General features: G+C 64.1%; 20 protein-coding genes. 10 read left to right on the plus strand and 10 right to left on the minus strand.

What is annotated here, in order from left to right:
- Nucleotides 1-186 precede the first annotated feature (186 nt).
- From G6N55_RS28650 to G6N55_RS28660, 3 genes are read left to right on the plus strand one after another with little or no spacing between them, the layout of a single operon-like run.
- Nucleotides 187-1,404 carry an enoyl-CoA hydratase-related protein gene (locus G6N55_RS28650; RefSeq protein WP_085221731.1) on the plus strand — a complete coding sequence of 406 codons (1,218 nt, stop codon included), beginning with the start codon at nucleotides 187-189 and terminating at the stop codon, nucleotides 1,402-1,404.
- Nucleotides 1,405-1,407: 3 nt separating this feature from the next.
- Entirely contained in the window at nucleotides 1,408-2,565 is a 1,158-nt protein-coding gene (locus G6N55_RS28655) for an acyl-CoA dehydrogenase family protein (RefSeq protein WP_085221636.1), read from the plus strand.
- A gap of 14 nt (nucleotides 2,566-2,579) precedes the next feature.
- Nucleotides 2,580-3,890 carry a phytoene desaturase family protein gene (locus tag G6N55_RS28660; RefSeq protein WP_085221637.1) on the plus strand — a complete coding sequence of 437 codons (1,311 nt, stop codon included), beginning with the start codon at nucleotides 2,580-2,582 and terminating at the stop codon, nucleotides 3,888-3,890.
- 48 nt (nucleotides 3,891-3,938) lie between these two features.
- On the opposite strand, the gene G6N55_RS28665 is transcribed toward G6N55_RS28660, so the two are convergent.
- The 4 genes from G6N55_RS28665 to G6N55_RS28680 form a co-directional block, all read right to left on the minus strand.
- Entirely contained in the window at nucleotides 3,939-4,592 is a 654-nt protein-coding gene (locus G6N55_RS28665; protein WP_085221638.1) for a TetR/AcrR family transcriptional regulator, read from the minus strand.
- 370 nt (nucleotides 4,593-4,962) lie between these two features.
- Entirely contained in the window at nucleotides 4,963-6,111 is a 1,149-nt protein-coding gene (locus G6N55_RS28670) for an acyl-CoA dehydrogenase family protein (protein ID WP_085221639.1), read from the minus strand.
- A gap of 3 nt (nucleotides 6,112-6,114) precedes the next feature.
- Entirely contained in the window at nucleotides 6,115-7,266 is a 1,152-nt protein-coding gene (locus tag G6N55_RS28675) for an acetyl-CoA C-acetyltransferase (protein ID WP_085221640.1), read from the minus strand.
- A gap of 59 nt (nucleotides 7,267-7,325) precedes the next feature.
- The gene (locus tag G6N55_RS28680) at nucleotides 7,326-8,018 is read right to left on the minus strand and encodes a TetR/AcrR family transcriptional regulator (protein WP_085221732.1); all 693 of its coding nucleotides are present in this window, start codon (nucleotides 8,016-8,018) and stop codon (nucleotides 7,326-7,328) included.
- Nucleotides 8,019-8,324: 306 nt separating this feature from the next.
- On the opposite strand from G6N55_RS28680, the gene G6N55_RS28685 reads away from it, so the two are divergent.
- On the plus strand, nucleotides 8,325-9,347 hold the full coding sequence (locus G6N55_RS28685; protein WP_085221733.1) for a MaoC family dehydratase: 1,023 nt from the start codon (nucleotides 8,325-8,327) through the stop codon (nucleotides 9,345-9,347).
- 40 nt (nucleotides 9,348-9,387) lie between these two features.
- Here the strand turns inward: G6N55_RS28685 and G6N55_RS28690 are convergent, their stop codons facing one another.
- From G6N55_RS28690 to G6N55_RS28700, 3 genes are all read right to left on the minus strand, one after another.
- Nucleotides 9,388-10,029 carry a TetR/AcrR family transcriptional regulator gene (locus tag G6N55_RS28690; protein ID WP_085221641.1) on the minus strand — a complete coding sequence of 214 codons (642 nt, stop codon included), beginning with the start codon at nucleotides 10,027-10,029 and terminating at the stop codon, nucleotides 9,388-9,390.
- A gap of 439 nt (nucleotides 10,030-10,468) precedes the next feature.
- Entirely contained in the window at nucleotides 10,469-11,875 is a 1,407-nt protein-coding gene (locus G6N55_RS28695) for an aldehyde dehydrogenase family protein (RefSeq protein ID WP_085221642.1), read from the minus strand.
- 187 nt (nucleotides 11,876-12,062) lie between these two features.
- Nucleotides 12,063-12,992 (minus strand): LacI family DNA-binding transcriptional regulator, encoded by a 930-nt coding sequence (locus G6N55_RS28700; protein WP_085221643.1) that lies wholly within the window; start codon nucleotides 12,990-12,992, stop codon nucleotides 12,063-12,065.
- A 286-nt stretch (nucleotides 12,993-13,278) separates the two neighbouring features.
- Between G6N55_RS28700 and G6N55_RS28705 the strand changes: the two genes are divergently transcribed.
- The 4 genes from G6N55_RS28705 to G6N55_RS28720 all read left to right on the plus strand — a co-directional run bounded on the left by G6N55_RS28705 (nucleotide 13,279) and on the right by G6N55_RS28720 (nucleotide 19,248).
- Nucleotides 13,279-13,602, plus strand: a complete 324-nt coding sequence (locus G6N55_RS28705; RefSeq protein WP_085221644.1) for a hypothetical protein — start codon at nucleotides 13,279-13,281, stop codon at nucleotides 13,600-13,602.
- A gap of 139 nt (nucleotides 13,603-13,741) precedes the next feature.
- Entirely contained in the window at nucleotides 13,742-14,602 is an 861-nt protein-coding gene (locus G6N55_RS28710; RefSeq protein WP_085221734.1) for a lytic transglycosylase domain-containing protein, read from the plus strand.
- A gap of 180 nt (nucleotides 14,603-14,782) precedes the next feature.
- Nucleotides 14,783-18,919 (plus strand): SpoIIE family protein phosphatase, encoded by a 4,137-nt coding sequence (locus G6N55_RS28715; protein WP_085221645.1) that lies wholly within the window; start codon nucleotides 14,783-14,785, stop codon nucleotides 18,917-18,919.
- Complete coding sequence (locus G6N55_RS28720) at nucleotides 18,919-19,248, plus strand: STAS domain-containing protein (protein ID WP_085221646.1); 330 nt, start codon at nucleotides 18,919-18,921, stop codon at nucleotides 19,246-19,248. Before G6N55_RS28715 ends, G6N55_RS28720 begins: the two co-directional genes overlap by 1 nt.
- Before the next feature lie 14 nt (nucleotides 19,249-19,262).
- On the opposite strand, the gene G6N55_RS28725 is transcribed toward G6N55_RS28720, so the two are convergent.
- A complete protein-coding gene (locus G6N55_RS28725; protein ID WP_085221647.1) occupies nucleotides 19,263-19,976 on the minus strand; it encodes a Type 1 glutamine amidotransferase-like domain-containing protein in 714 nt (237 codons plus the stop codon).
- A 238-nt stretch (nucleotides 19,977-20,214) separates the two neighbouring features.
- On the opposite strand from G6N55_RS28725, the gene G6N55_RS28730 reads away from it, so the two are divergent.
- Complete coding sequence (locus tag G6N55_RS28730; protein ID WP_085221648.1) at nucleotides 20,215-20,952, plus strand: hypothetical protein; 738 nt, start codon at nucleotides 20,215-20,217, stop codon at nucleotides 20,950-20,952.
- 203 nt (nucleotides 20,953-21,155) lie between these two features.
- A complete protein-coding gene (locus G6N55_RS28735; protein ID WP_232078860.1) occupies nucleotides 21,156-22,757 on the plus strand; it encodes an MFS transporter in 1,602 nt (533 codons plus the stop codon).
- Nucleotides 22,758-22,794: 37 nt separating this feature from the next.
- On the opposite strand, the gene G6N55_RS28740 is transcribed toward G6N55_RS28735, so the two are convergent.
- Nucleotides 22,795-23,334, minus strand: a complete 540-nt coding sequence (locus G6N55_RS28740) for a GNAT family N-acetyltransferase (protein WP_085221649.1) — start codon at nucleotides 23,332-23,334, stop codon at nucleotides 22,795-22,797.
- A gap of 185 nt (nucleotides 23,335-23,519) precedes the next feature.
- Nucleotides 23,520-23,681: a hypothetical protein gene (locus tag G6N55_RS28745; RefSeq protein WP_163667078.1), complete on the minus strand. Its 162-nt coding sequence runs from the start codon at nucleotides 23,679-23,681 to the stop codon at nucleotides 23,520-23,522.
- Between the last annotated feature and the right edge of the window lie 82 nt (nucleotides 23,682-23,763).

A 23,763-nucleotide genomic window follows, 5' to 3' on the forward strand; every position in this document is an offset into this window, starting at 1 on the left:
CCCGAGTGTCGGATCGTGAGTCGCGTCGATGGGATCACTTGCCGGCCGGGGCCGAGAGGACTAATTTAACACGTACTAGAAAACTCTGCTAGGGTGCGAATAGATCGGCCTTTAGCATGTCTAATGCCTATTTAATCAATATTAAATAACTAGCCGGTGTCGTTCATCCGAAGGGAAATGGAAGCCATGGCGCCTGACGCGCCGTCGCCGTGGGAGGCCAACGTCGCTGCCGTTCGCAGCCTGTACCGTGCGTTGGCCGCGGGCGACCGGGAAGCGCTGGGGAAGCTGCTGCACCCGGACTTCATCGGTCGCGCCACGACGGGGCTGCCGCTGGGAGTGGGGGGCGAGCACGTCGGGCCCGAAGCGATGCGCCGGCAGTTCTGGTGGGAACTGGGACGGCACTACGACGTGGCGGCCTATCCGGACGTATTTCACGCCCTCGATGACGGCCGCCTTCTGGTCGTGGGCCGATATCGTGGCCAGGCACGCCGCTCCGGCAAAAAGCTCGACGCCGCTTTTCACCACGTGATCGGTTTTGCCGAGGACGGCCGTATGACGTCGCTTGATCAGCTGACCGACAGTGCACTGTGGGTCGACGCGCTCGACGAGCGCGCCTCGCTGGAAACGATCGACTACCGCGTCATCGATGGTGTGGCGACCATCTGCTTGAACAGGCCCGAGGACCGCAACGCGATCGACTTGCGGATGGCAGACGAATCTCTTGTCGTGGCACGCCGAATCGCCGATGATCGGTCCGTTCGCGCGGTCCTGATCTGTGGTGACGGGCCGTCATTATCGGTGGGCGGCGACATCAAGTCGTTTCCCTCCGATCCGTCGACGGCATACGGCGAGCTGCTGGAGCGGATGACCACACCGTTCCACGAAGCCTTCCGCATACTCAGCAGGATCGACGCGCCTATCGTCACCGCCGCCCATGGCGCCGTCGCGGGCGGCGGGCTGGGCTACGTCTACGCGGCCGACCTGGTCGTCGCGGCCGAGGGCACCAAGTTCCTGACAGCGTTTGCCGCCCTTGGCCTTTCCGGAGATGGGGGCGGTACCTGGCACCTGCCGCGCCTGATCGGCGCGCGCCGCGCGGCCCAGGCGTACCTGCGCAATACGCCGCTCGAGACGAACGAGGCCCTGGAGTGGGGGCTGATCAACGAGATCGTGCCCGCCGACGAGCTGCGAACAAGGGCCCTGGCGCTGGCCACCGAGCTGGCGCAGGGCCCCACCCGAGCGTTCGCGAAAATGCGAACACTGTTACGCGAGTCCTGGCACAACGACCTGGCTACGCAACTGAAATCCGAGACCGACGCACTCAGTGCCGCCGCGAACACCGCCGATGCCGCAGCAGCGCTTTCGGCATTTCGGGCCAAACGCGCGCCGCGCTTCACGGGAGGGTAGGAGATGGGACTGATCAGTGATTCGCCCGAGCATGAGGCGATTCGCAACAGCGTTGCCGGGATTGCCGGTCGATACGGCCCTGCCTACTTTCTGGAGCGGGCACGTACCGGCGGGGGAATCGAGGAGCTGTGGAAAGACCTCGGTGCCGCCGGGCTGCTCGGCCTGCACCTGCCCGAGGATTACGGCGGCGGCGGGGGAAGGATGTCTGACGCCGTGGTTGTGGTGGAAGAGCTTGCCGCGCAAGGGATGCCGCTGCTGATCTGGGTCATTTCGCCCGCGATCTGCGGGAGCATCCTGGCGTGTCACGCGTCGGACGAGATGAAGCAGCGATGGCTGCCGGGTATCGCGGACGGCACCAAAAAAATGGCGTTCGGCCTCACCGAGCCCGATGCGGGATCCAATAGCCACAACATCAAGACCACCGCCAAACGTACCGAAACCGGCTGGACGATTTCGGGATCGAAGTACTACATCTCGGCGGTGGACCAATCCGACGCGATACTCCTGGTGACCCGGGACGCGGATCATTCGTCCGGACAACAGAACCGACTCTCGTTGTTCGCGGTGCCGACAAACAGTCCCGGCCTTACCTTTGCGCCCATTGACACCTCGATCGTGTCGCCGGACAAGCAGTTCACCGTCTACCTCGACGATGTCTCGGTCGGAGAGGAAGCCCTAATCGGGGTGGCCGGCAACGGGCTTCGGCAGGTTTTCGACGGCCTCAACCCAGAGCGGATCCTGGTCGGGGCACTGTCCAGCGGAATCGGACGATATGCGATCGGTAAGGCAGCGGACTACGCGCGGCAGCGCAGTGTATGGTCGACGCCGATCGGCGCCCATCAGGGCATCGCCCATCCGCTGGCCGAATGCCACATCGCGGTCGAGTTGGGCCGGATGGCGACGCTGCGAAGCGCGGAACTCTTCGATGCCGGCGAGCCCGCCGGGGAGGCCGCGAATATCGCCAAATTCGCCGCGTCCGAGGCCGCATTGAAGGCGCTGGACCAGGCGATTCAGACTCACGGGGGCAACGGCCTGTCGCACGAATACGGGCTTTCCGAGTTGTGGTTCGTCACCCGGTTGATGCGCACCGCGCCGGTTAGCCGCGAGATGGTGCTCAATTTCGTCGCCCACGCGTCACTCGGCCTGCCGCGGTCTTACTAGAAAGGGAAACCTAGATGAGCTCAACACAATTCGATGTGATCGTGATCGGCGCCGGTGCCGGTGGTCTGTTCACCGCGGCCCGCCTTGCCCACCGTGGCTATCGGACGCTGGTTGTCGAGCGCCTCGACAAGGTCGGTGGCCGGGCATCCACCGACGACATCGACGGGTTCAAGGTCAACACCGGCGCCATCGTGATCGAGGTGGGTGGGATCACCCAGCAGATCTGCGACGAGGTCGGCGCACCGTTTGATATCCGCGAGCCCAAACCCGCTCTGCTGTACCGGATCGGCGGCAAGAACGTCGACGTCACCGGTGGCGGGTGGGGCATGCTGCTGAGCAAACTGACCCGTCAGGGCGCCAAACTGGTAGCCGGCATCGGCGCTGCCCGCCACGACACCGGCCTGCCCGAAGATCAGATCAGCACCGCCGAATGGGTGTCTCGCTACACCAAAAACGAACGCGTACACGGGATTTTCCGCAACATGTGCGCTTCGATTTTTGCGGTCGGTTCCGAGGATCTTCCGGCGCGAGTGTTTCTCACCTACTTCACCCGAAAGAGCGCGTTCAAGCGGTTCGGGTTTCACCCCGAAGGCACGATTGGGTTGTGGCGCGGTCTGGCCGACGTCGTGGAGGCCCGGGGCGGCGAAGTTTGGCTGTCGACGTCCGCTTCCCGGATTCTTGTGGAGCGCGGTCGGGTGATCGGTGTGGAGGTGGTGCGTGCCGGCGAGGAGATCAGCGTCTCTGCACCGGTCGTCGTGAGCGATGTCGGACCCGCTGCCACGGTTGAACTCCTTGGCCAGCAGAACGTTCCATCCGACTATCGGGATCTGGTGAAAAAAGGAGATCGTCCGACGGCAATGATCTCGGTGAACTTCGCCAGTCGAGATCGCCTGGTCGATGTTCCCGGGATGCTCAGCTTCGCCGCTTCACGCCGGCTGGCCTACATCGCCAATTTCACCGATCGCTGTCCCGAGATGGCACCGTCCGGATGGCATCTTTACGTGGGGACGTCGGTGCCCAAGCCGTCCATCGGTGACTTCGACGAGTCGGCCGAAACCGAGCTGCTGCTTGAGGATTTGCGTGACAACATCGACGGCTTCGATGAGCGTGCGCGGATACTGAACGTCGCGGTCACTCGTGACGATTGGCCCCCGCAACGTGCGGTGGCGGGTTTCGATCTGCCGCACGACACCCCGTTCGCCGGCCTGTGGAACGTCGGTGACGGGGTCAAGGAGTATGCCAATGGGGGCACCACGGCATGCGCCGAGACGGCTGCGCTGGTGAGCGACAAGATCATTGCGGCTTACCCGCTTGGGGCCAATTGACCAAAGCGCCGGAACAGGTTGGACGAGAACGGCTCCCGACGGTTTCGGTCAGCCGGCCGCTGTCTCGGCAAGGGCGTGCCGGACGAATGACTGCGCGTTGGCGACCACGGTGTCCAGCGAACCGCGCCGCGGGTCCCACCATTCGACCGCCCAGTTCAGCGCACCCAACACGAGCATCTGCGCGAGGTACAAGTCGAGGTCTGCGCGCAACGCACCCGAGCGTGCCATGTCGTTGATCAGCCGTCGCCAGATTTCACCGTAGCGTTGTTCTTCGAGGAGCTGACGCTTGCGGATCGCCGGCGGCACCTGGCCGGCGTTGCGGATGGCCGCGGTCGTGTAGTCCGATATCTCGAGTTCGTGCCGCAGGTGTGCCTCGACCGCGGCGAGCAACCGATCCAGTGCGCAGACGTCGTCCGGTAGGCCGTCAAGCATGGCGATGACGTGTTCTCGCATGTCGGCGATGCCGGCCCACATCACCTCCTCGATGAGATCATCCCGGGAGGGGTAGTAGTAATAGATCGCCGGCGCCTGCAGCTCGGCCTGCGCCGCGACGTCGTTGAGACGCAACCCGGCGTACCCTTTGGCACTCAAGACGTGAGCGGCCGCGTCCAGGATCCGCCGTCTGGTCAGCGCTGATTTGGATTCAGCGTTGTTGGCGGACGCCGGACCCCTTACGGCAGCTACATCAGTCGGCCTGGCCATCGACCAATTTTAGCCAGTTATCGCTGTGTTGCCGCAGTATGGTGACACAATTTTTATGTGACATTTGATCGTGTTTCCGGTCTCTTGGTGCAGTGTGCAGCGTAGATCTGGACGGTGCCAGCCTGACTTTCTATGCAGTATTAAGCACTGTCCGCCGACCGTGCCTGGGTAATGCCGTGGCGGGGGACAACTTCACCCCGCCACGGCAAGCTTGAGACGCTTCTCGCCTTCGCGGAGCTTCTGCTGCGGTGCGGCTGCTCAGATGGTCGGACCAAAGCGCTTTGATCGGCCGCCGGATATCTAACGCACCGATTTAATATATATTAGATTATTTGATCTTGCGTTTGTGACGGCTCGATGAAGGTGGTTGCTAGCCGGCGATCTCGCGGCCGATGAGTTCTTTCATGATCTCGGTGGTACCGCCGTAGATCGTTTGGGCCCGGGTATCCAGATAGGCCCTGGCGACGGGATACTCGACCATGTAGCCGTAGCCTCCGTGCAGTTGCAGGCAGCGGTCGATGACGCGGCGCTGCAGCTCGCTGACATACCACTTGCCCTTTGCGGCGTCGACGGGCGACAGTTCGCCGGCGTTGAAGGCCTCGACTGATTTGTCGACGTATGCCTCGGTGATGTCGAGTTCGGTGGCCATCTCGGCGAGTTCGAAACGGATGTGTTGCAGCGCGGTGAGCGGCTGGCCGAATGCGTTGCGCTGCCGACAGTAATCAACCGTCTGTTCGTAGATCGCGCGGGTGGTCGCTATCGCTTGAGCGACGACGCCGAGCCGCTCGCGAGGCAGATGGCTCATCAGATATTGCAGCCCGCGCCCTTCTTCTCCCAAGAGATTCTCGGCGGGAACCACCGCGTCGTCGAAGAATAATTCGGCGGTGTCTTGCGCGGGTAGTCCGATCTTGTCCAGTTGACGTCCGCGCCGGAACCCGGGTGTGTCGCGTTCGACCACGAACAAGCTGAAGCCCCGCGAGCCGCCCTCTTGGTTGGTGCGCGCGGCCACCACGACCAGGTCGGCCATGATGCCACTGGAGATAAAGGTCTTTTGGCCGTTGAGGATCCAGTTGTCGCCGTCGCGTTGCGCGGTGGTGCGAATCCCTCTGAGATCGCTGCCGGCGCCCGGCTCGGTCATGGCGAGGGCGCCGATCACCTCACCGGAGGCGAAGCCGGGCAGCCAGCGCTGCTTCTGGTCTTCGGTGGTGAGGTCAATCAGGTAGTGCAGCACCAGGTCGTCCTGGAGGCTGATGGTCAGACCGAACGAAAGGGCATTGACCTTGGCGATTTCCTCGCAGACCACCATGCGGTAGCGGTAGTCGCGTTCGCCGGCGCCACCGTAGCGTTCGGCGACTTCCAATGCGTAGACACCGGCCTTGGCGGCGCTGGCGAAGACGTTGCGATCGATTTGGTGGTTCTGATCCCAATCATGGTGGTGGGGAACGACTTCCCGAGCTAGGAACTCTCGGACAGTCTCTCGGTATGCTTCATGGTCGGGGCCATACAGGGTGCGCCGCACCGGTTAGATCCTCTCGATGATCGTAACGTTGGCCTGGCCCCCGCCTTCGCACATGGTCTGCAGCCCATAGCGGCCGCCGGTGCGCTCCAGTTCGTGCAACAGTGACGTCATCAGGCGGGCTCCGGTGCAGCCGATCGGGTGTCCGAGGGCGATCGCCCCTCCGTTGACGTTGACGCGCTCGGGGTCGGCTTCGAGCTCTGCCTGCCAGGCAAGGACCACCGGAGCGAACGCCTCGTTGATTTCGACCAGGTCGATGTCGTCGATCGACAACCCCGTTCGCTTGAGCGCGTGGCGGGTGGCCGGGATCGGGGCGGTCAGCATCATCACCGGATCGGAGCCAAGCGCCGACATGTGGTGGATCCGCGCTCGCGGCGTCAAGCCGAAGCGATTGACGGTTTCTTCGGACGCGATCAGCAATGCGGCGGCGCCGTCGGAGATTTGGCTGGCCACCGCGGCGGTCAACACCCCACCCTCGGTCAGGGGCGGCAGTTTGGCCATTTTTTCCAGCGAAGTGTCGGGGCGCGGCCCTTGGTCATTCACAACACCGGCATATTCGGTGATCTCACGGTTGAACCGGCCTTCTGCGATCGCCGCGGCGGCGCGTTGGTGGCTGGTCAGTGCGAACTGCTCGTTGTCCTCGCGGCTGAGCTTCCATTGGCTGGCGATCAGTTCCGCGCCGCGGAATTGCGAGATCTCCTGGCTTCCGTACCGGGCCTCCCAGCCGCGACATCCGGTCCAGGGATCGGTCGAACCGAACGGCTCACCTGCGGTGAACGCGCTCAAGATGGGGTACTGGCTCATCTTCTGCACCCCACCGGCGACGATCAGATCGGCGGTGCCGCTCATCACGGCCTGCGCGGCGAAATGCACTGCCTGCTGCGCCGATCCGCACTGGCGATCCACCGTCACACCGGGTACCGATTCGGGCAGGCCTGCGGCCAGGGCAGCCGTGCGCGCAATGTCGCCGGCTTGCGAGCCGATGTTGTCCAAGCAGCCGAGGATCACGTCGTCTATGGCTTCGGGATCTAGGTCGTGTCGCTCAACCACAGTCCGGATGACGTGGGCTGCCATGTCCGCGGGGTGCTCGTCGGCAAATCCCCCTCCGCGCTTACCCACCGCTGTACGAACCGCATCGACAATGAACGCTTCAGTCACCTACATAATTTAACATAGAATCAAAAAGTTAGGCCACCCGCGTCGAAGTGGCGGTCGTCTCAGCGCCTGCCGGTTGTCGTGCGCGCCTTCCTGGTGCCGCGGGCCCGCGATTGCCCCTGCGGGCTCAGCCCGTGACTCACCAACGATTGGGCGGTGGCAACGATGCCGTCGACGGAGTCGCGTTGAGGGTCACGCCATTCGGCCGCCCAGTTGAGTGCCCCGAGGGCCAGTAGTTGCGCGTAGCGGAGGTCGAGGTCGGCGCGGATCTGCCCATCGGCTTGGGCATTGTCAAATAAACGGCGCCATATCCGTCCGTAGCTCGCTTCTTCCTTGAGCTGTCGAGCGCGCAGATGCTGGGGGATCTGCCCGGAGTTGCGGATCGAGGCTGTGGCGTAGTCCGAAATCTCGAGCTCATGACGCAGATGGGCCTCGACTGCGGTCATGATCCGATCCAGCGCCGAGGTTTCCGGCGGCAACTCGTTGAGGGCGTCCTGCACATGTCGGCGCAGTTCGGCAACGCCGCAGTACATCACCTCTTCGATGAGTTCCTCGCGAGAACCGAAATAGTAGTAGATCGCCGGCGCTTGTATCTCGGCATAGTCGGCAACATCTGAGAGCCTTGTGCCGGCAAACCCCTTCGCACTCAGGACGTGCGCCGCCGCATCGAGGATGCGGGCACGCGTGCGGGCGGATTTAGAATCAGCGTCAGCGGCTGTTCCGCGATTAGAAGCCGCCGTAGATTTTTTAGGCACCGTCACATCGTAGACGTGGATTTGAATCTAGGATCAGGCACGCTGACTGTGTCGTGGAATGGCACTCCGCCCGACGGTAATTCGCGACCGGCCGCCAGCAGTTTGTTGTGGCCAGGTGTTGCTTCGACTGCCGCATGGCATATCGGGTCACGGTAATCGCAGCCTCCGGGTGCTGCGAGCGGCTGGGAACCGTGCGCCGGTGATCGAAGATACGTTGCGCAGCAGCTTGTTCCGGCAGACGTCATCGCAACGGGGCCGCACGTTGACCCGGAGATGGGCAACCTGCCAGCATGTGGCGTTGTGAACATCAATGGCGGTCGCGCGGGGTATCCGGGACAATATCAGGGCGGCCCGTATTTCGACGACCTGTCGATAGGTCAGGAGTTCGACTCGGCGCCTGCGATGACGCTGTCGTCCGGCTTGGCCGGCGCTCACCAGGCGATTCTGGGGGATCGGTTGCGGCTGGCTCTCGACGCTGAACTCTGCTTGAGAGTAACTGGCGCTCCTGGCCCGCTGGCGCATCCGGCGTTGGTCTGTGATGTGGCGATCGGGCAGTCGACGTTGGCGACTCAGCGTGTCAAAGCCAATCTGTTCTACCGCGGGCTCACCTTTCATCGATTTCCGATCATCGGCGACACCGTCTACACGCGAACCGAAGTCGTTGGGCTGCGTGCTAACTCGGCGAAACCTGGGCGCGCACCGACCGGAATGGCGGCGCTTCGGATGACCACGATCGACCAGGCCGACCGGTTGGTGCTCGACTTCTACCGCTGCGCCATGTTGCCCGCAAGTCCCGATTGGCGCCCCGACGATGATCCCGGCGATGACCTGTCCGCCGTCGGATCCGACGCACCGACGTCCGTGTTGGATTCGACCGCGCAATGGCAGGGGGAGGACTTCCGGAACCGGGTGCACGGTCCGCATTTCCACCCGGGTATGGCCGGGACGGTGCTGAAAAGCACCGGCGACGTCGTCAGCAACGCGCCTGAGCTTGCCAGACTAACGTTGAACATTGCTGCGGCACATCATGATTCTCGGGTGGGCGGCCGTCGCCTGGTATACGGGGGCCATACCATCGGGTTGGCGTTCGCTCAGGCCACGAGGCTACTGCCCAATCTTGCGACGATCCTGGGTTGGGAATCGTGTGATCACACCGGTCCCGTCTATGAGGGCGACACGTTGTATAGCGAACTGCACATCGACGCCGTGGAACCGATCGACAACGGGGGCGTGCTCAAACTGCGGTCGCTGGTGTACGCGGTGTGCGAATCCGCAGCTGAACCTGACCGCCAGGTGCTGGACTGGCGGTTCAGTGCCCTGCACTTTTAGACTGCCGGGGTAATGCCGCAGGTCAGCGCGCTGATGCGCGTTATCGTTTCGGCATGATGCCGGTCACCAGGTCGGTGAAGCGCTCAGTGATGAAGCCCAATTCGGTATTACTGCTGAGGAACACGATGTAGAAAACCATTCCCCACGTGATCGCCAGCAGTGACTCGACCAAAAGAGGGGCCTCGATATCGGTCCTCAGTTCACCCCGCTCGACCGCGCTGTTGACTGCCCATTGGACGAAGCTTCGTGTATGTCTCGTGGCGTCGTGTTCGAGATCTTCGTTGTGCTGCGGGCGATGGCACGGCAGCAATGAGGTAACCAGAAATGCGGCCGCTGAACGGTCCTCGGCGTCGACCTGGGCGGCAACATGAACGAACGCCATGAGCTGTCCGAACAGGGTTGCGGCCTCACGGCCCCTTTGGATCCCGGCGGCGACGACCAGGGCATCGGTATGGTCGACGACGGCGCGGTAGAGTTCGCGCTTGCTTTTGAAGTGGTAATTGAGCGCGGGGCGGGTCAGATTCGCGCGATTGGCGATGGTCGAGAACGTCGCGCCCTCGTAGCCGACTTCGCTGAACACGCGGCACGCATTGTCGATGATGCGTCCGCGTGTCTCGGCCGCGGCGGCCGCAGGCGGCCGTCCGGCTCGCCGTGTGACCGCTGATCGGCGCGGACCCGTCACGCGCCTAGTGCTCCCGTGCGCCGGTGCGGGTGTCGCTGATTGAGGTGCGAGAAGTACACGCCGACCCAGCAAAGTATCGGTGTTCGGGTTTCACCACGATCATCAGTTCCTCGACTAGGCGTCGCACTCGCCGCGGCGTTCTGCAGATTTTCGAGTTTAGAATAGAATAAGCGACTCGCTGCCCGCTAGTGCTGGGCTATTTCGACATCGATCCTCAATTTCGTTGAATGCAACTCAATTGCAGTCAGTCGCGAGCCACTCAAACGGGTTTTGAATCGACGTTCAACGACGCGATTGACCGTTAGACGCCTAGCCAAGCTAGCAAACAGATGTCGCCCAGTCGTGGTGCGCCGATGTGCGAAAACGGCTTTGGTGCGAGATTTTTGGAGGCCGTACGGCGGCTCCGGGCCGGAGGTGCGTCGGGTAGTCGTCGGCCTGATCAGAGGCCGATGTAGACCGCCTTGGTGTTGAAGTAGGCCTCGATACCCTTACGGCCGCGCTCGCCACCCCAGCCGGACTGCTTGTGCCCGCTGATCGGCATCGACGGGTCTGCCGCCAGCGAGGAGTTCACCCAGACCTGGCCCGCGCGAAGCTCATTGACGACGCGATGGGCGCGGCTGAGGTTCTCGGTCCAGATGGAACCGGCCAGCCCGTAGTGCGTGTCGTTCGCGGCGGCGAGCACCTCGTCCTCGTCGTCGAACGGGATCACACAGCCGACCGGGCCGAAGATCTCCTCCTTGATGAGCCGCATGTCGGGCGTGGTGTCGGTGACGATCGTCGCCTCGTAGAAGTAGCCCTTGCGGTCCATCGGCTTGCCGCCGGTGATCACCTTTGCGCCGCCGGCCACGCCCTCGTTCACAATGCCTTCCACGCGCTTGCGCTGCTTGTCGCTGATCAACGGCCCGAGTACGGAGTCGGGATCATCGCTGCCGCCCATCGGCAGCATTTGGGCGAAGCCGGCAAGGCTTTCCACCACCTGGTCGTAGATGCCGCGCTGGACGTAGATGCGCGAGGTGCAGGAGCAGTTCTGCCCCGAGCCGGCGAGCAGGCCCATGCCCGCTCCCATGATCGCCTTGTCGAGGTTGGCGTCGTCGAACATGATCAGCGGTGACTTGCCGCCGAGCTCGAGGGTCAGGCGCTTGAGGTTGCCCGCGGCGGCCTTCACGATCAGCCGCCCGACCTCCGTCGAACCGGTGAACGAAATCTTGTCGACGTCCGGGTGCGCGGTGAGCGCGGCTCCCGTCGTCTCGCCGTAGCCGGTGATGACGTTCAGGACGCCGTCGGGCAGGCCGGCCTCGCGGAAGATCTCTTCGAGCTTCAGCGCGGTGAGTGGCGTCTCCTCGGCGGGTTTCAGGACTGCGCTGCAGCCCGCCGCGAGCGCGGGCGCGACCTTGAGCATCGCGACGAAGAAGGGCCCGTTCCACGGGATGATCAGGCCGACGACGCCGACCGGCTCGAGCTGGGTGAAGGTGTGGTACGTCTCCCAGCTGCCGAGCAAGCCGTCGGAGACGAGATTGGCCGACTCGCCGTGGATCTTGCCGACCCAGCCGGCGTAGTACTTCAGCATGGCGACCGACACCGGGATGATGTGACGAGCGGCCGTCAGATTCATGCCATTGTCCTGGCCCTCCAGCGCGGCGAGCTCATCGGTGCGTTGCTCGATGATTTGCGCGGCGCGGAAAAGGACGTTAGCGCGGTGCGACGCGGGAGCCTTGCGCCACACGCCCGACTCGAACGTTTCCCGCGCCCGGGCGACGGCCGCGTCGACGATCGTCTGATCGGAATCGGGGACCTCGGTGATCAGCTCTTCGTTGGAGGGGTTGTAGACCGCGATGCTGTCAGTCAATGTCCTTCATCCTTTCGCCGAGCCACTCCGGTGCGGAGAAGCGCGATGCTGTCGGTTGCCGGGAACCCTGCGCTGTGCGGGCGCCGGAAGGAGCCGGCCGGGTCGCCCTTCGCTCGCGAAAATGGCGTCGTTGCTCGACAGAGGTTACGCGCGTAACTAGTGAGTGTCTAGTACGTGGGCGCGAGATTCAGGTGGATTGCCGGACGATCAGCGTCGCTATGTCGCCGGCGGCCGGACGCGATTCGTCGGGCAAGCCGAGTTCGGTCAAAACCGCGGATAGTGCCACTTCGGCAATCGCCGTGCGGTCGAACTCCACCGTGCTCAATGCGGGGACGCTGAAGGGGGACAGGGCCGTGGCGTCCACCCCAATCACCGCGAGATCGTCCGGGCAGCGGAGTCCGGCGCGCCGGATGCCGTCGAGGACGACGAAGGCCACCTCGTCGCTTTGTGCGCAGACCGCGGTGACGCCCGCTGCGTGCAATTCGCGGACCACCGTGGCGTTGTCGTCCGGCGTCAACGACTTCACGACGACCTCGGGCAGCCCACGCTGGTGCGCGGCGCGCCGGACGCCGTCGATCCAGTAGTCGCCAAGCGCGTGCCACCGGCGATCACCCGAATACGCGAACGCCAGATTCCGATGACCCCGCGAGACGAGATGGTCGACGCGCATCTGGCCGACCGAATACTGCGGGTCGCCGAGACCCGGCAGGGTGTGGACGCAGATGTGCGGGATGGCCGCGTCTTTGACGGCGCCAGATGCCTTGCGGCCCAAGGGGAAAAGGCTCGTCACCGCGATCGGCTGGAGGTGGTTGATGGCATCGGCGACGGCGTCGTCGTGCTCGGTCTCGAAGAGCTGCACCTGCATGATCCCGCGGCGGGTCAACTCGGTGGTCATATGAGTGCCGACCTGCATGGGCATTTCGCCGCCGGCGAGCTGCGGCACGATGTACAAGATCACACCACTTTTCCCACGGGCCAGATTGCGGGCGGCAAGGTTGGGGCGGTACCCCAACTCGGCGGCGGCATTGTGCACCGCGGCGCGCGTCTGCGCCGAGATGGTGCGCCCGACAGAGTTGTTCAGCACGTAACTGACCGTCGCGGTCGAGACGTTCGCCATTCGCGCAACGTCGGCCTTGGTTGGCCTGCCCTTCACGCTCAGTTCGACCTCCCGGCGCAGCCGTCTCGTGTGCCGACATACATTACGTGGCTCGTGGAGCAAGCAACCGACGATCGCAGCCGTCCGCGGGTGGCTTGGGGGCTATTCTTCTTGGCCCTGTACAGGCAAAATCGGACGGGCGGCGTGCAGCCGTCGTCTCGAGATTGGGATCCGTAGCGAACACGCGCCCGTGTGATTTGCGCCGACAACGCCGCGACAGGCGACACACCAGTCAGGAGAACACGACATGAAGCGACTCATTGCCGGCGCACTGCTGTCGGGCACGGTGGCCCTGGCCGGTTCGGCGTTCGGCGCGGGTACCGTCCAGGCAGACCCGGGAACGGGCATCTGCAACCAGTTGGCGGTGTGCAGCCGCGTTTGGTGTCCCGGCAGTCCGCTGCCGTGGCCGGACGTGGTGTGGGACATGAACAGGTGCCACCACTACTACGGCGGCACCGTCGGTGAGCGGGGAACCGCGGGCGGGATTCAGGTTGGGACGGGAATTATCGAGGGAGATCCTTCCCCGGCGAACACCTGCGCCGGATCGCCCATCTGCTTGCCCGGCCTGTAGGACGGAAAAGAATCGTTGAAGCCATGCGGTCGGATGCGAAAGACTCGATGCGGAAATCCAGCCGCAGACTTCAACCGATCGTTGATGGTGGGACGCAGTGAACCGTAGCCGGGTGCGCGCCGCGCCGTTTGCCCTCGCGATGATCGTGTTCGCGATCATCGGCTGTGCGGAGTCGACAGCGGCACCGGCGTCAACCACGAGGACGTTCGCCGAGGCGCCGCCACTGGGGGTGCAACCTCAACTGGCGTCCGACCCCGCGCAGTTGGCCAGCGATCTCGTCGCAGACGAACTCGCGCTGCGTGACCCGTCGACGCCGGAAGCCGCGCTGGCAGCGGCGGCGCACCGCGAGCAAGCGGCCTATCGGGCCATCGGGAGGCATCCGGAATGGGATGCGGTCACCCGACCGCGAGTCCCGTCGTCGTTGCTCGACGTCTACGACCGTAATGTCGACGCCCGTCGACAGCTCCAGGCGATGGCACAAGTGAGGGACACGGTGCCCGCCTGGCGCATCGACGCTCCTATTCCGGCCGACGAACTGATCGGTTACTACCACGCGGCGGAGGCCGAGTCCGGCGTCGGCTGGAACTACCTGGCCGCGATCAACCTGGTCGAGACTCGTTTCGGCAGCATCAACGGTGTAAGCACCGCCGGCGCGCAAGGCCCCATGCAGTTCTTGCCGTCGACGTTCGCCTCGTATGGGCAAGGCGGCGACGTCAATTCGCCCCACGACAGCATCATGGCGGCGGGTCGCATGCTGGCCGCCGACGGCTTTGCCAACGATCGCGATCACGCCATCTACGCCTACAACCACGCGCATCAATACGTGCAAGCGGTCGACGATTACGCCGCGTTGATCGGGGCCGATCCGGCCGCGTTCGCGACCTTCTACCGCTGGGACGTCTACTACGTCACGACCGCCGGTGACGTGTTGCTCCCCATCGGTTACGCCGCATCTGCACCGATCCCCGTCGCGGATTATCTGGCAGCCCACGCCCAGTAGTCGTCGCGGCGGGTGCAAACCGGATAGCCGACTTATCGAACCCGCCTGCCCGCGCAAACGTCGCAATTGTGGGCTATCCAGCGAAAAGCTGGCGACGAGACCGCGGTGAATGGTTCTCTTGTGGGGACCGCAACGGCAGCGGTAGGCGACCACCTCTGGGTCTGAGCACATTCGAAAGGGATGGCAGTGGTGTTCCGGGCAGACCAGGAGATCGGCCTCGACATGGCCGCCCTGGACTGGGCCGACACCCCGCTCGGACCAGCGGAGGTTTGGCCGCAAAGCCTCCGCACAGCGGTCAACATCCTGCTTTCATCGCGGTTTTCGATGTGGATGGCGTGGGGACCGCAGCTGACGTTCTTCTGCAACGCCGCCTATCGCCGCGACACCCTCGGCCGCAAGTACCCCTGGGCGCTTGGTCGCCCGGCCAGCGAGGTGTGGGCGGAGATCTGGGACGACATCGGTCCACGGATCGAGAGCGTGATGTCGACGGGCGAGCCCACCTGGGACGAGGCCCTGATGCTGATCGTGGAGCGCTCGGGCTACCCCGAGGAGTCGTATCACACCTTCTCCTACAGCGCGCTGCGTGACGAGGATGCACAGATCGTCGGCATGCTCTGCGTGGTCCGGGAAGACACTGAGCGGGTGATCGCCCAACGTCGCATGGCGACACTGCGTGACCTGGGCTCCGATCCGACCGTCGTGCGCACCGAACGCCAGATGCTTGATCACGCCGCACGGCAACTCGCGAGCAACCCGTACGACCTGCCCTTCACCACGACCTATCTCTTCGGCGATCACGGCCAGGCGTTGCTGGCCGGTGTCAGCGGAGTTGCACCCGGGCATCCCGCGGCGCCGCAAATACTGCCCGCGGGCGGCCTTTCCGCGTGGCCTGTCGAGAGGTTGGCGCGTGGTGCGAGCGAACTGATCGATCTCGACGGCGATTCGTTGAATCTGCCCACTGGCGCCTGGTCGGAGCCGCCCGTGCAGGCGCTCGTGGTCCCGCTCCTGCAGCAGGGCGGAGAACCGGTCGGATTCCTGGTGGCAGGGCTGAACCGGTACCGACCGCTCGACGACGGCTACCGCGGCTTTGTGGAGCTGGTGGCCGGTTACATCGCCGCGGGCGTGGGCAGCGCGCGCAGCTATCAAGCTCAGCAGCAGCGTGCCGAGGAGCTGGCCGAACTCGACCGGGCGAAGACGGCGTTCTTCTCGAACGTCAGCCACGAATTCCGTACCCCGCTCAGCTTGATCCTTGGACCCGTCGACGAGTTGCGCGGCCGGGCAGGCGGATTGGACGAGCAGGCGCGTCACGAGCTGGACCTCATCCACCGCAACGGCTTGAGGTTGGCGAAGCTGGTGAACACGCTGCTGGACTTTTCGCGCATCGAGGCGGGGCGAATGAAGGCCCGATTCGAGCCCGTCGACTTGTCAACTGTCACTGCGAATTTGGCAAGCGTGTTCCGTTCGGCGATCGATCGGGCCGGCCTGCAGTTCACGGTGGACTGCCCGCCGCTCGGCGAACCTGTTTATCTGGATCGCGAGATGTGGGAGAAGGTGGTCCTCAACCTGCTCTCCAACGCCTTGAAGTTCACCTTCGACGGCACTGTCGGGATCGCGGTGAACCGCGACCAGACCGATGCCATCATCACGGTCACCGACACCGGCGTCGGCGTACCCGCTGCCGAAATTCCTTGGCTCTTCGAGCGTTTCCACCGCATCGAAGACTCGCGCGCACGCTCCACCGAGGGCAGCGGTATCGGGCTGGCGCTGGTCAAGGAACTCATCGGGCTACACGGTGGCACCATCGCGGTCGACAGTCAGGAGGGCGTCGGCACCAGTTTCGTCATCCGCCTGGGCTTCGGCTCGGCTCATCTGCCAACCGATGAAGTCTCGGCGCCACCGGCGGACCGTCCGACGTCCGGTGTGATCGCCGAACCGTTTGTGCAGGAAGCCTTGCGGTGGCTGCCCGGAAACACCGACGCCACAACAGCGGACGCGAGTACCACGGCGATGATGACCGCCACCGCTCCCGCCGGGAAGGACGGCGAACGGACGCGCGTGTTGGTCGCTGATGACAACGCCGACATGCGTGAGTACCTGAGCAGCTTGCTGCAGACGTCCGGCTACCAGGTCACCAGCGTCACTGACGGGCAGCACGCGTTGGACACCGTCCGCGCGCAGATTCCCGACCTCGTCATCAGCGACGTCATGATGCCCCGGCTGGACGGTCTGCAACTGCTCGCGGCGTTGCGCAGTGATCCGCGCACCGCTGCGTTGCCGGTGTTGCTGCTGTCGGCACGCGCGGGACAGGAAGCCTCGATCGAAGGCTTGCTGGCCGGCGCGGACGACTATCTCGTCAAGCCGTTCGCCGCCGCCGAGCTGCTCGCCCGGGTGCGCGCCAACGTCGAGCTGTCGCGGATACGCAACCACCACGCGCAATGGCGCACCGCCATGGTGGATTCGCTGCAGGAAGGGTTCTTCGTCTGCGACGAACACGGTGCCGTCACCGAGATCAACGCCGCGTTCACCGAGATCCTCGGCTACGGCTCCGAACAGTTGCCCTATGGCCCGCCCCACCCCTGGTGGCCGGATGCCGAGACCTCCCCTGAAGCCCATCGGCAAGTCGAGGGGGTCTTCGAGCAGCTGCTGAACGACACCCAAGGTGCTGTCGCGGCTCCCGCCTTGCACCGGGACGGGCACCGATTATGGGTCGCGGCGAACTTCAATCATGTAGACGATCCGGACACCGGCCGCCGGATCGTGGTCGGCACCTTGCGCGACATCACGACCGAGCACTACATCGTGCAGACGCAGCTTGCCCTGGGAGCACTGAACCAGCAACTGGCACAAGCAGATACGCTAGACGACACCTTGCGGGGTGCTGTCGAAGAACTACGGCAGACCTGGAACGCGCGCCGGGTTCTGGCCGCGACGTTCGTCCGTGACGCTCCCCATGACGGCGCGCCGGTGCTTGTGTGTGCCGGCGAAACCTGCAGCTGGGACGAACTGCCGCCGCGCCACCGGCTGCTGCTCGAGTCGCTTCGCGATTCCGACCTGCTCACGACGGTCACCGGAGAGGCTGGTACGGCGGGCATCTCGCTGCAGCATCCCCGCGGAGTACTCGTCGTATGGATCGACTTGGCGGAGCAGCGCCCCTTTACGTCGGAGGATCACAATCTGCTGAAAGTGCTGGGCGGGCGGCTTAGTCAAGGCCTGCACCGCGTCTATCAGTTGGACGAGCAGCGCGAAACCGCCCTGGCGCTGCAGCATGCGATGCTCGGCCCGGCGACGCTGCCGGGAGGCTTTGCGGTCCGTTACCACCCGGCCAGCCATCCGCTGCAGGTTGGCGGCGACTGGTACGACGTTGTCGACCTCGACGACGGGCGCGTCGCCTTGATAGTCGGCGACTGCGTCGGCCACGGCTTGGCCGCCGCGACGGTGATGGGTCAGCTCCGCAGCGCATGCCGTGCGCTGCTGCTCGACCAGCTGGCTCCCAGTGCGGTGCTCGCCGGGTTGGACCGTTTCGCCGCGCGTCTGCCCGGCGCCCGCTGCACTACTGCATTCTGCGCGGTGCTCACCCTCGACACGGGGGAGCTGGTGTACTCCAATGCGGGTCACCCACCGCCGATCATGGTGCACGCCAACGGAACTGCTGAACAGCTCGATGGTGAACATGGCCTGCCGCTGGCGCTACGGCCGGACTGGTCTCGGCCCGAAGTTCGCGTGACGATGCCTCCGCGGTCGACACTGTTGCTATACACCGATGGTCTGGTCGAGCGCCGCGGTCGTTCGATCGATGAAGGTATTGCCAGTGCGACGGATCTGATTCAGGAGGGCCGGTCTCAGTCGCTCGATGAGGTGGCAGATGATCTGATGGTCCGGCTCGAGCCTGGAGGCGGCTACCTAGATGACGTGGCCATGCTGCTCTATCGGCAGCCCGCCCCGCTGTCGATGAAATTCGCCGCCGACGTCGATCACCTCGCCCCGAGCCGTGATGCGTTGCGCGGCTGGCTGGCCCGGGCGGGCGTCGAGCCCGATCAGATTCAATACGTACTCACCGCGGTCGGAGAGGCCGTCGCCAACGCAATCGAACACGGCTACCGCGATCAAAGCGCGGGTACCGTCTCGTTGAGCGCGACTGCGGTCGTTGACGCGCTGCACGTGACTATCGCCGATGCCGGCAGCTGGAAGACTCCGCGAACCGTCCCTGGAGCCAATCGAGGCCGCGGTATCACCCTGATGCGAGGCCTGGTGGAGGACATCACGATTCGCTCCACTGAAGCCGGCACCACAGTTCACTTGTACACGAGGATCGCCTAATGGCCGCAGAGCTCACGCTGAACACCGACCTCGGCCCAGACGGGACGCCCCGGGTGACTGCGACGGGGGAGATCGATCTCAGTAACGTCGCCCAGCTCGTCCAGGCACTCACCACCGCGAGCGCGGGGACCCGAAGGCCGATCACCGTCGATCTCAGCACGGTCAAGTATCTGGATAGCGCAGGCATCAATGCACTTTTCGACCATGCCGACAAAGTCGACGGACTGCACATCATCGTCCACCGCTTGCTGGTTCGGGTCCTCACGATCACCGGTCTGGATAAGGTTGCGACCCTCGAGGCTGCACCGGAAGTCGGCGATAACGCCTAAAATTGTTGCTTCACTTAGTATTCGGCATAAATCAGTGTGTCCGTGACGTGTGCACCCTCGAAACGGAATTGGTGCACGGGTCGGCGCAGCGGCTCGATGGCGCCGTCGGGGTGGACGACGACGCCACTCCCGGAGGGGATTCCGAGCCCGGTGGCTGCTCCCTGCAGTGACTGAATCGCGCGGGATAGCCGCGCCCAGTTGGCACGCTCGTCGTGCGTGTCGACGACCGTCGGGACGAGCTTGAACACATCGAACAGCTCGGTCGCGCAGGACTGCGACGCCTCGACAATTCCGTATTCCCCGAGCTGGACGGCGCCGGCCGAAATGCCCACCAGGATCGCTCCATCGGCGTACCGGCCGAGGATCGCCTCTTTCATCCCGGTTTTCTCGAACGTGGTCCAACCGAGACGCACATCGCCGCCCGCCAGGACGATCAACCGCGCGCCCGCCAAGAAGGCGCGGTCATCTGGGCCGAACGACGAGTCGATCATGCGGCGGTTGGTGATCCCAATCGCATCCATCGCCGCCTCGAAGATCTCGTAGAACTCGGGGCGGTCCCCATTAGACGCACCGATGTAGGCCGCGCTGAGTTGCGTGTCCCGAGCCGGCCCGTGCAGTGCCGACCGGAGCAGCGGTCGGTCGCGGTGCTTCCAGAACAGCAGCTGGCTGTCCGCGAGCAGATACAGCGGTTGCAGTGAACCGCTCAATTCCCGATAGGCGCCGGACATGGGAGTCACCCTATCGGCGAATTCGGGCGGCAAGCGTTGCGCGCTTCGCTGATGGGGCCGGAACCTTGTTCGTCTCAATACCACGAGTTACGGTAGTGATCGTTCACTTTTGAGTTTTGGAGATGCGGTTATGGATTCCGGCTTCCCGCTAATGTCCGTACGTCTATTCACCAATGCCGACGAAAGTGCACGCAAGTGATCGTTCGCTATCTGGCTTCAACTCCTTAGGAGCTCGCGAATGTACGACGGACGACAAACCCTGACTGCCATCGACCACCACATGGTCGGAATCTTGGCCTTATGCGCGTTGGCGATGATTTTCAACTACATCTGGTTCTTCGCCGCATACGTGATCGCCCGGCGCGAAAAGGTGTACTCGATCCCGATCTTTTGCACGCTGTTCTGGTTCGCCGGCGATGGTTCGTTCGTGGCTCGATACCACACCTGGTTCCACACGTACCACCACTGGTATGTCGAATTGTTCTGGTGTGCACTGGTTTTGACCGTCACATTCGAGATCGCCTACATCGTGCAGGCCATCCAGTACGGCAGGAAGGAGCTGCTGCCGTCAGCGACTTCGCGCCAGTTCGCGGCGCTGATGGTGGCCGGGGCGGTCGTTGCGGTCATCGTCTGGAATTTCCTCAACCACTTGATGACTGACCCCATTGCGATCGCCTATTTCTCCATCGCAAACACGGCACTCCCGTTGATGTACATCGGCATCCTGATGCGCCGCCGCAGTACCGCGGGAACCGCGCCAGTGGTGTGGTGGGGCTACCTCGGCATGATCAACTGCTGGTTCGTGGCCCTGACGCTGTTTTTCGGACCGGAGTTCCGGTCGTTCTGGTATCTCGCGTTGTGGGCGGTCTGCGTCGTCGCCGGCGTTGGTGTGCTGGTCGCGGTGCTGCGGCTGCCGAAGGCGTCGCCACAATCGGAGCCCGTACCGTCGACCTCCGGCGCCTCGCTGGCACGCTGAACATCGACCGCAAGCCTTTCGCGCTGCACGGGGAATCGGGCGGGGCCGGATAGGGGCATCCGTGCCGAGAGATACCGGCGTCGGTGTCTTAAACTTTTAATCCTTAAAACAACGCGACCGGCGTTGCCCGCCACGTTGGAGAGCGCCAGTCAGCTTTGTCGCTGGACACTGGCCGAGCAGAGGGGCTGTCGACCATCGACGGTGTGGTGATTCAGGACCAGGAGCGTAAGCCGTCGACGTGGGCGCCCTTGCGCAATCGCGTGTACCGGGGCCTGTTTATCGCGCAGTTCATCTCCAATATCGGAACCTGGATGCAGGCCGTGGCGGCGCAGTGGTTCCTGGTGGAAAAGCACAGCCCGGACGTCATCGTCGCACTGGTTCAGACGGCAAGCCTGGGGCCGACGCTGCTCTTGGGGCTGTTCGCCGGCGTGCTAGCTGACCTTTTCGACCGTCGTCGCCTGCTCATATTTCTGCAGACGTACGCCGTGCTGGTGGCGCTCGCTCTGGCGCTGCTGACGAACCTTGGTCGCCTCACCCCGACCGCGCTGTTGATGTTCACCTTGGCTATCGGGTTCGCTTCCGCGTTGACCGGACCGGCCTGGCAGGCGATTCAGCCCGAGGTTGTCCCGCGTGAACAGATACCGGCGGTTTCGGTGTTGGGCAGCGTCTCGGCGAACTCCACCCGAGCGATTGGGCCTGCGATCGGCGGCATCGTCGTGGCCTGGCTCGGCCCGTCGGCGGTCTTCGCGATCAACGCAGTATCTTTCTCGGCGATCATCGTCGCGTTGCGATTGTGGAATCGGCCGAAGCAAATCGTGCCGATCGAGCGAGAACGCATCGGCCAGGCCATCATCACCGGGCTGCAATACATCGAGAACAGCCCAATCTTTCGCCGGATCCTCTTGCGCACAGCCCTTTTCCTGTTTCCCGCCTCGGCCATACTGGCGCTTTTGCCGGTTGCCGCCGCGCACACGTGGCATCTGGGAGCGGGCGGCTACGGTGTGGCGCTGGGGGCCATCGGTTTTGGCGCCATACTCGGCGTCGTCGCTGCCGAGCCGTTGCATGTAACAATGTCGGACAACATGCTGCTGGCGCTCTCTGCCGCGGCGTATGGCCTTGCGCCGCTGGCGGTGGTCTGGCTACCTTTCGCGGCTGCGATTGTATTTTTGATGCTGTCGGGGATGGCGTGGCTCATCACTTTGACGACGTTGAACGCCGCGGCACAGCTGTCGCTGCCGCGATGGGTTCGAGCCCGTGGACTGTCGGTGTATCTGTTGGTCTCTACCGGATCTCAGGCGCTCGGCGCCTATATCTGGGGTGTCCTCGCCACGCGGTGGGGACTTGACGTCGCGATGCTGTGGTCGGCGGGGGTGCTGGGCGCTGTTGCGCTCAGTGTTGCCGTGCTTCCGCTGCGGCCGCGCACCGGAACGGTGAGTGTCGAGGTTTCCAGCGCCTGGCCGACTCCGACGCTCGTGTTCGAACCGTGCCCACAAGACGGACCGGTACTGGTGGCCGTCCGCTACCAAGTGCCGCCCGAGAACCTCGACGAATTCATCGAGGCGATGCGGGCTGTCAGGCGGTCACGGCTGCGGACGGGCGGCCACAGTTGGCGGCTTTATCACAGCGTCGAGGAACCCAACTCCTTCCTCGAGCGGTTCACCGTGACGTCCTGGAGCGAATTTGAACGCCAGCGCACGGAGCGCTGGGTGGACGTCGACCACGACGGTGTCACGAAGGCGGTCAGCTACACCGTCGACAACACCCGGCGGCACGAGTATTACGTCGCGTTGCGTACGCGCAAGTAAGAGCCGCTATATGGCTGCGGCGCAACATAATCGGTTATTAGCCGAGTGACCGCGGCGGGTCCTGTTGCTCGCCGGGGCCCAGATCGAGTTGCATCCATGCGACGTCCTGCCAGCGGTCGTTCTTGAAATAAACCCGCGGCCAGGCGCCGATGTCCTCGAACCCGAAGGATCGGTGAAATGCGTTGCTGACCTCGTTGGGCTGGGTGATGCCGGCGAAGACCCGCCGGTAGCCGCGCTCGGCGAGCCGGTGCAGCACTTCTGCGTAGAGTCGCCGTCCCCAGCCCGCGCGATGACGGTCGCCACTGATGTAAATGCCCGTCTCACATGACCACTTGAAGGAGGGCAGGCTGATCAATGCGTGGCCGTAAGCGAAGCCGATGACCTGATCGTCATGTTCGAGAACGAGCCATTCGTGGGCCTTTTGGGCGTTGGCGATCCGCGAAGCCATCTCGTCAGGGCTCGGGGCCTCGAGTTCCCAACTGATCGTCGTGTTCTCGACATAGGGACGATAGATCGCAACGCAGGCGGCCGCGTCCTGCGGAGAGGCCGAACGCACCGTGCCGCTGATCGCTTGCATGCCAGGAGTCTTCCACTCGCTCAGTACGCGGGTGAATCGCGGGTCAAGATTATCGGGACGTGCGGATGCGACAGCGCAGTCCGCTTAGGGCTCAAATGCCTGAACGGGACAAAGCGCAGTGCAATCCTCGGCGCCCCGCGATTGCGCAGTGAGAATTGAAGGGGCGCAGAGGAAACGGATTAGATTTAGCGGCCGCCGCCGGCACCGCCGCCGCGGCCACCACCGGCGCCACCACCACGGCCGCCGCCGGCACCGCCGCCGCGGCCACCACCGGCGCCACCACCGCGGCCGCCGCCAGCGCCACCGCCGTGGCCGATGAACATTGTCCCGATGCTGTTCTTGATCATGGCCCTTACCCTATCGCCGAATCCGGCGTGGCGGCAATACGATTCACGGCGCGCGTAGGGCTTCCATCAGCAGGTGAACGGC

Source organism: Mycobacterium florentinum (assembly GCF_010730355.1).
Lineage (GTDB): Bacteria > Actinomycetota > Actinomycetes > Mycobacteriales > Mycobacteriaceae > Mycobacterium > Mycobacterium florentinum.